This window comes from Maricaulis sp., assembly GCF_015665295.1.
GTDB lineage: Bacteria > Pseudomonadota > Alphaproteobacteria > Caulobacterales > Maricaulaceae > Maricaulis.
In genome coordinates, this window is sequence record NZ_JADFAJ010000027.1 from 82,670 (window position 1) to 89,594 (window position 6,925).

The 6,925-nt window shown below is 65.2% G+C and carries 6 protein-coding genes; 4 read left to right on the plus strand and 2 right to left on the minus strand.

What is annotated here, in order from left to right; genetic code table 11:
- Window positions 1-41: 41 nt before the first annotated feature.
- Both QZZ02_RS12550 and QZZ02_RS12555 read right to left on the minus strand, forming a co-directional pair.
- Window positions 42-1,415, minus strand: a complete 1,374-nt coding sequence (locus tag QZZ02_RS12550) for a glutamate--cysteine ligase (protein ID WP_291844885.1) — start codon at window positions 1,413-1,415, stop codon at window positions 42-44.
- 107 nt (window positions 1,416-1,522) lie between these two features.
- Complete coding sequence (locus QZZ02_RS12555) at window positions 1,523-2,287, minus strand: 16S rRNA (uracil(1498)-N(3))-methyltransferase (RefSeq protein ID WP_291844886.1); 765 nt, start codon at window positions 2,285-2,287, stop codon at window positions 1,523-1,525.
- A 98-nt stretch (window positions 2,288-2,385) separates the two neighbouring features.
- Between QZZ02_RS12555 and ubiA the strand changes: the two genes are divergently transcribed.
- From ubiA to QZZ02_RS12575, 4 genes are all read left to right on the plus strand, one after another.
- Window positions 2,386-3,327 (plus strand): 4-hydroxybenzoate octaprenyltransferase, encoded by a 942-nt coding sequence (ubiA, locus tag QZZ02_RS12560; RefSeq protein WP_291844887.1) that lies wholly within the window; start codon window positions 2,386-2,388, stop codon window positions 3,325-3,327.
- Window positions 3,328-3,397: 70 nt separating this feature from the next.
- Entirely contained in the window at window positions 3,398-4,822 is a 1,425-nt protein-coding gene (locus QZZ02_RS12565) for a pitrilysin family protein (RefSeq protein ID WP_291844888.1), read from the plus strand.
- The gene (locus QZZ02_RS12570) at window positions 4,819-6,252 is read left to right on the plus strand and encodes a pitrilysin family protein (RefSeq protein WP_291844889.1); all 1,434 of its coding nucleotides are present in this window, start codon (window positions 4,819-4,821) and stop codon (window positions 6,250-6,252) included. Before QZZ02_RS12565 ends, QZZ02_RS12570 begins: the two co-directional genes overlap by 4 nt.
- A 184-nt stretch (window positions 6,253-6,436) precedes the next feature.
- The coding region (locus QZZ02_RS12575; protein WP_366511538.1) for an insulinase family protein at window positions 6,437-6,925 on the plus strand (489 nt) is incomplete at its 3' end.

Genomic DNA, 6,925 nt, shown 5'->3' on the forward strand with positions numbered 1-6,925 from the left:
GGTGTGCGCCGTTCATCCGGGGACGGAGAATCCGGCGTCCGCTAGTAGGCGCACTCGGTGAAGACCGGCTCGATCGAACCGCCCCATTCACCGTTGAAACGCTCGATCAGGTCTTCCGCCCGGGTCCTGCCGGTCCGCACAATGTCGTCAAGATCATCGAGAAAGAGCGTTTCGCTTTCGCCATGCCCATTCAGCTTCGCGCGGGCACGCAGTCCGGCGCGGGCAATCGCCAGCACCTCTCGGGCAATGTCCTGCAGCGTGCCGTCCCGGAAGGGCGTGTGCAGCGCGGTCTTCGCCGCACCGATCCGCAAGGCATCGCGTTCCTCGGCTGTCCAGTCCTTGACCAGCTCCCAGGCCGCATCGAGGGCGGTGTCGTCATAGAGCAGGCCGACCCAGAAGGCCGGCAGGGCGCACAGCGTGTTCCACGGCCCGCTATCGGCGCCGCGCATTTCTAGGAAAGTCTTCAGGCGCACTTCCGGGAAGACGGTGGAGAGATGGTCTTCCCAGTCACTGATCACCGGTTTTTCACCGGGCAGGATATCGAGCTTGCCGGCCAGGAAATCGCGGAAGGACTTGCCGGTGGCGTCGAGATATTCGCCCTTGCGCTTGACGAAATACATCGGCACGTCGAGCGCCCAGTCGCGGTATTGCTCATAGCCGAAGCCCTCATCGAAGACGAAGGGCAGCATGCCGGTACGGTTGTTGTCGGTGTCGGTCCAGACATGGGCCCGGTAGGAGAGGAAGCCGTGCAGGCCGCCATCCTTGAAGGGCGAATTGGCAAACAGGGCGGTCGCCAGCGGCTGCAGGGCCAGCGAGACCCGGAATTTCTTCGCCATGTCGGCTTCGGTCGAGAAATCCAGATTGGTCTGCACGGTGCAGGAGCGGAACATCATCTGATGCCCCATCGTGCCGACCTTGGGCATGTAGGCCTTCATCAGCCCGTAGCGGGCCTTGGGCATCATCGGTGTTTCTTCCAGCGACCATTTCGGCGAGAAGCCGAGGCCAAGGAAGCCGGCGCCGATCTCGTCGGCAACCTCGCGGACTTCCTTGAGGTGGGAATTCACCTCGGCGCAGGTCTGGTGGATCGTCTCGAGCGGCGCGCCGGACAGCTCGAACTGCCCGCCCGGCTCCAGCGTGACCGAGGCCCCGTTGCGTTTGAGCGCGATCAGCTCGCCGCCTTCGCGCACGGGCTCCCAGCCAAAACGCGTCAGGCCTGACAGCATTTTCTCGACGCTCGGCCCGTCCGACCGGAAAGCCAGCGGCGAGTGATCGCCCAGCGCAAAGCCGAATTTCTCGTGCTCGGTGCCGATACGGAATTGGTCGGATGTCTTTTCGCCGGCGGCAAAATAGGCCGTCAGCTGGTCCAGGCTCTCAATGGGAGCACCTTCGCCGCCCGGATTATACGTGCCGCTCATGCCAAGCGCCCCCGCCGTTCAAAATGTCCGCAACAGATATGGGGACACTGCGCCTCGAACAAGGGCAAGACGCTGAGATTCACGGCGTTGTGACGCGGCATGGCCGGCTAACGCCAGTCCCCGCACGCGCTCTGCCAGATCGTCAGCGCTGCGATTGCCGCCGTCTCGGCGCGCAGGATGCGCGGTCCCAGCGTGACAGGGATGACGTGATCCAGCGCGCGCAGCCGGTCCCGCTCGACCGGCGAGAACCCGCCCTCCGGGCCGATCAGGATCGCCGCCGGCGGCGCACCGAAGGCGGCGAGGGCCGAAGCCATGGGCTGGCCGCGACCGCGAGCCCCGCCCCAGGCCTCGCCGGCCTCATCACCGCTTTCATCACAAAAGATGATCACCCGCTCGTCCGGCCAGGCATCGAGCACCCGGTCGAGCCTTTCGATATCGCGGATCTCGGGCAGGTCGAGGCGCTCGGTCTGCTCGGCTGCCTCCTTGGCAATGGCCTGGAAACGGTCGAACTTGATGCGGTCGGACTGGGTCCGGGCGGTCGTGACCGGGCAGATTGCGGCGACGCCGAGCTCGGTGGCCTTCTCGATGATCAGATCGGTTTTCTGGCGCTTGACCGGAGCAAACAGGAGCCAGAGATCGGGCACGCCGTGCTGCAGCCGGGTCTGCTGGCCGACCGTCAGGGCAGCCGCCCTTTTCGAGGCATGGCTGATCTGCGCCGCCCATTCACCGTCACGACCGTTGAAGATGCGGACGCTATCGCCTTCAACCCGGCGCATCACATTGATCAGATAATGCGCATCCTCACGCGACAACGGAATGGCGGCGCCAGCGGACAGGGGCGCATCAATGAAAAGGCGGGGATCGGTCGACATGTCACCGCTTTGGCCGCGCAGCCGTGCGACGTCAAGTCCCGTGGCCCGACTCGCATTCCCGCCTTGAATTGGCCGCGCGGCTTTGCCAAACACCTTTGATGCAACTGAATTTCGACCGGCGAGTCGCCGACAGCCTGCCAACATCCTGGGTCGACAGAGCGCCGCTCGCGCTGCGCCCCTATCTGCGCCTGGCCCGTTATGACCGGCCGATCGGATTCTGGCTGCTCGCCCTGCCGTGCTGGATGGGGTTGATGCTGGCCCGCATCGGTGACGGTGTTGTGCTTTCCGATCTCTGGCTGGCCTTCCTGTTTGCAGTCGGTGCCATCGCCATGCGCGGGGCGGGTTGCACCTATAACGACATTGTCGACCGCGATCTCGACGCCCGCGTCGCCCGCACCGCCGACCGGCCTCTGGCCGCCGGCACGGTGACCCTGAAACAGGCCTGGGCCTTCCTTGCCGCACAGGCGCTGGTCGGCCTGATTGTCCTGGTACAATTGCCGCTGATCGCGATCGGGGTGGGCCTGGCCTCGCTGCTTCTGGTCGCCGCCTACCCGTTCATGAAACGCATCACCTGGTGGCCCCAGGCCTGGCTTGGCCTGACCTTCAACTGGGGCGTTCCCGTCGCCTATACCGCCGCGACTGGCCAAATCGATCCGGCCATGCTGGCCCTTTATCTCGCCTGCGTCTTCTGGACGCTGGGCTACGACACGATCTACGCCCACCAGGACTCCGAGGACGACGCCCTGGTTGGCGTCAAATCGACCGCCCGCCTGTTCGGCGAAAGCTCGCAATACTGGGTTGCCGGCTTCTACGGTGCCAATGCCGTCCTGGTCGCCCTCGCCATCTGGCTGAGCCGCGCCGAGCCGTGGATCGTCATTCCCTTCACGCTCTACACAGCCCATCTGTTCAACCAGGTGCGGCGGCTGGACATCGAGGACGGGGCGCGCTGTCTCGACCTGTTCAAATCGAACCGGACCAGCGGTCTCCTGCTGGTAGCGACGCTCCTGGTCGGTGCCGCGCTGACCGGATTGCCGATTTGACGTCAGGCCGAGCGGCTGGCTTGATAACGCAGTGCGGCCGCGGTCGGTACACTTGCTTGGGATATGCGTCATGAAGTCAGCTTTCCGTGCCCTGGCCGGGCTCGCCGGCCTCGTGTGTGCAAGCCTGCCTGGCGCCGCTGCCATGGCGCAAACCGCACCGGCACCGACTGACGGGCTGCATATCCCGCTGCGCTATGAGAGGCTGGACAACGGACTGCGCGTGGTGCTCGCCGAGGACCACACCGTGCCAACGGCGACGGTGGCGGTCTATTATGGTGTGGGCTACCGCAATGAACCGCGCGGCATGACCGGCTTTGCGCACCTGTTCGAGCATCTCTTCTTTGCCGGATCGGCAAACCTGCCCGAGCCCATTTTCTACTATTACATCTCCGGCATGGGCGGTATCGCGAACGGGTCGACCCGCCTCGATTTCACCAATTACTATGGCGTCGTGCCGGCCAGCGCGCTGGATGCCTACCTGTGGGCCGAGGCCGACCGGATGGCCGCACCGACCATCAACGCCCAGGGTTTCCGGCGCGAGCGCGACGTCGTGCGCAACGAGATCTTCGTCAATGTCGGCAACCAGCCCTATGGCGACTGGACCTGGATCGACCTTCCCATGGTGGCCAATGAAAACTGGCACAATGCGCACAATTTCTATGGCGATCTGAGCGATCTCGACGCCGCCACCGTGGCCGATGCGCGGGCCTTCTTCGAGCAGTACTACACCCCGCGCAACGCGGTGCTGGTCGTCGCCGGCAGTTTCGACAGCGACGCCACGCTGGCCACGATCGATCAGTTTTTCGGCGACATCCCCAGCGGCCCGGACCTGCCTGAAATCGATGTCTCCGAACCACCGCAGCTGGCGGAGAAACGCAGCGTCATGACCGATCCGCTGGCCACCCTGCCGGGGCTTGCGATCGCCTATCACATGCCCGAGCGCGGCACGCCGGAATACTTCGCCATGATCCTGATCGACCAGATCCTGGTGCGCGGTGGCGATGCCCGCCTGCGCGAGCGCCTGGTCGACGAACTGGGCTTTGGCTCGGACGTCAGTGGCGGCATCAACCTGCTCGGCAATGTGTTCAACTATGACGGTCCGATGCTGTGGACCTCCAGCATCATCCATGACGATGCGGTCGCGCCGGACATTGTCCTGGAGGCTTTTGACGGCGTGATCGACACGCTGCGCAGCGAGACCATCAGCGACGGGACGCTGGCCAGTGCCCGCTCGAAATTCCTCGCGGAATTCTATTCCCAACTCGACTATTCGACCCGGTTCGGCGTGGTCGACCTGCTCGCCAGCTTTGCCCTGTTTGACGATGATCCGGACCGGATCAACCACATCGAGGACGGGTTCGAGCAGGTCACGCCCGCGCTGATCCTTGAGACCGCCCGGACCTGGCTGCGACCGGAAAACCGCACCGTGCTCGAGCTGGTGCCGGGTGATGGTCGTCCTGCGGCCGCGCCGGCCGCCGAGGAGATGCGTCAATGATCGCCGCCCGGACCGTCCGCACGACGCTGATCGCCCTTCTGTCAGGCCTGGCTGCGCTCGCCGCCCTGGCGGGCATTGCCACGGCCCAGACACCCGGCCGCGGCCTGGCGCCGCCGGCGCCGGGAACGCCGCTGCCCTTCGAACTGCCGGCCACCCAGACCCTGACCCTGAACAACGGGCTGACCGTCACCTTCGTGCCCTGGGGCATGACGCCGACCATGGATGTGATCGTCTCGGTCCGGGCCGGCAATATCGATGATGGCGACCAGACCTGGATTGCCGATCTCACCGGCGCAATGATCGAGGAAGGCTTTGACGGTCTCGACCGGGCGGAGATCGCCGCCCGCTTCGCGGCCATGGGTGGCTCGCTCAACACCAGCGTCACCCAGGATACCACGCTTGTCGGCGCCTATGTGCTGGCCGAACATGGCGAAACCGCGCTGGCGCTGATCGCCGACGCCGTACGCCGTCCCGATTTCCCGGCCGCGGCGCTGGACCGGGTCCGGTCGAGCCTGTCGCGCGATATCGAGCAGCGCCGCAGCGAACCGGATTCCATGGCCTTTGCCACCGCCTTTCACTCGCTCTTTCCGGCCGGCCATCCCTATCATTTCGGCCTGCCGCGCCCCGGTCAGGTCGACACTTACACGATCGAGGACGTGCGGGCCTTCCATGCGGCCCATTTCGGGGCCGGTCGCACCCATCTCTACATCGCCGGACGGTTTGACACAGGTCGCATGGAGGCCGCCGTTCGCGCCGCTTTCGGCGACTGGCACCGCGGTGCGGCCGACACCGCCCCGCTGGCGATACCCGCGCGCGGCCCGGTGGTGCATCTGCTGGACCGGCCCGGCGCGCTGCAGACGACCGTGCATCTTGTCTACCCGGTCGGCGCGATCACCTCGAAGGACGCGACAGCCATCACCGTCATGGATGCCGCGCTGGGCGGTGCCATCGCGTCGCGAATGCGCGAAGCCGGCTGGTCCTATTCGCCGGCGAGTTTCGTGCAATGGACCCGCGGCGGCGGGATGTGGACCTATACCGATGACATCGACACGCCGCGCACGCTGATCGCGCTCACGACCGTGTTCGGCACCATTGCCTCGCTGCGAGAGGATGCCTGGCAGATGGAAAGCACGCGGCGCTGGCTGGCCAGCCTGTTCGTGATGTCATCCGGGTCGACCTACGGGTTGTTGCAGAATCTCGCCCTGCGCGACGGGTTCGGTCTTGACCATGACTATCTGGACCAGCGGGTACCGGCCCTGCTCGGCGTCGCCGACCGCGAGGTCAGCGCGGTGGCCGGCGCCTATCTGCGCGATGACCGTTTCACCCTCGTCATCGTCGGGGACCTGGCGCGGATCGAGGCGGATCTGCGCGCCATGCCCACGCTGCGACAGGCCGACATCCGTCGCCACGATGCCGTCCCGACAGATTAAATCTTGGACATCAAGGTTTGACCGCCGGCGCCGCCAGCGCTTTGATACGCGCTTCACACTGACTCTTGCAGCCTTGAGCGGGGATATCATGAAGCTTTACAGAGGCCTGGCGACCGGATTCGGTGCCCTCCTCCTGGCCGCCTGCCAGCCGGCCAGTGCGCCGGACAATGGCGCCACCGGCGAAATGCCGGCCGATACGGCCGCCGGTTCGCAATTGTCGACCAGTTTCACCGTCGATGTCAGCTATCACCAGCTTGATAACGGTTTGCGCGTCGTGCTGTCCGAGGATGACAGCGTGCCGACCGCGACCGTGGCCGTCTATTACGGCGTGGGTTTCCGCAACGAGCCGCGCGGCCGCACCGGCTTTGCCCACCTCTTCGAACACCTGATGTTTGCCGGTTCGGAAAACCTGCCGCACGGCGCCTTCGACACGCTGATCTACGGATCCGGCGGCGTGAACAACGGCTCCACCCGCTATGATTTCACCAATTATTTCGAGGTCGTGCCGTCCAACGCGCTGAACGCCGTGCTGTGGGCCGAGGCCGATCGCATGCGCGCGCCCAATCTCGATGAGGGCCAGCTCGACAATCAGCGCGAAGTCGTTCGCAACGAGGTCTTCGTCAATGTGATCAACCAGCCTTATGGCGGCTGGATCTGGATTGACCTGCCCATG

Coding starts and splice junctions, on each gene's coding strand:
- QZZ02_RS12550 (WP_291844885.1), bottom strand. CDS start 1,415: ATGAGCGGCACGTATAATCCGGGCGGCGAAGGTGCTCCCATTGAGAGC.
- QZZ02_RS12555 (WP_291844886.1), bottom strand. CDS start 2,287: ATGTCGACCGATCCCCGCCTTTTCATTGATGCGCCCCTGTCCGCTGGC.
- ubiA (WP_291844887.1), top strand. CDS start 2,386: ATGCAACTGAATTTCGACCGGCGAGTCGCCGACAGCCTGCCAACATCC.
- QZZ02_RS12565 (WP_291844888.1), top strand. CDS start 3,398: ATGAAGTCAGCTTTCCGTGCCCTGGCCGGGCTCGCCGGCCTCGTGTGT.
- QZZ02_RS12570 (WP_291844889.1), top strand. CDS start 4,819: ATGATCGCCGCCCGGACCGTCCGCACGACGCTGATCGCCCTTCTGTCA.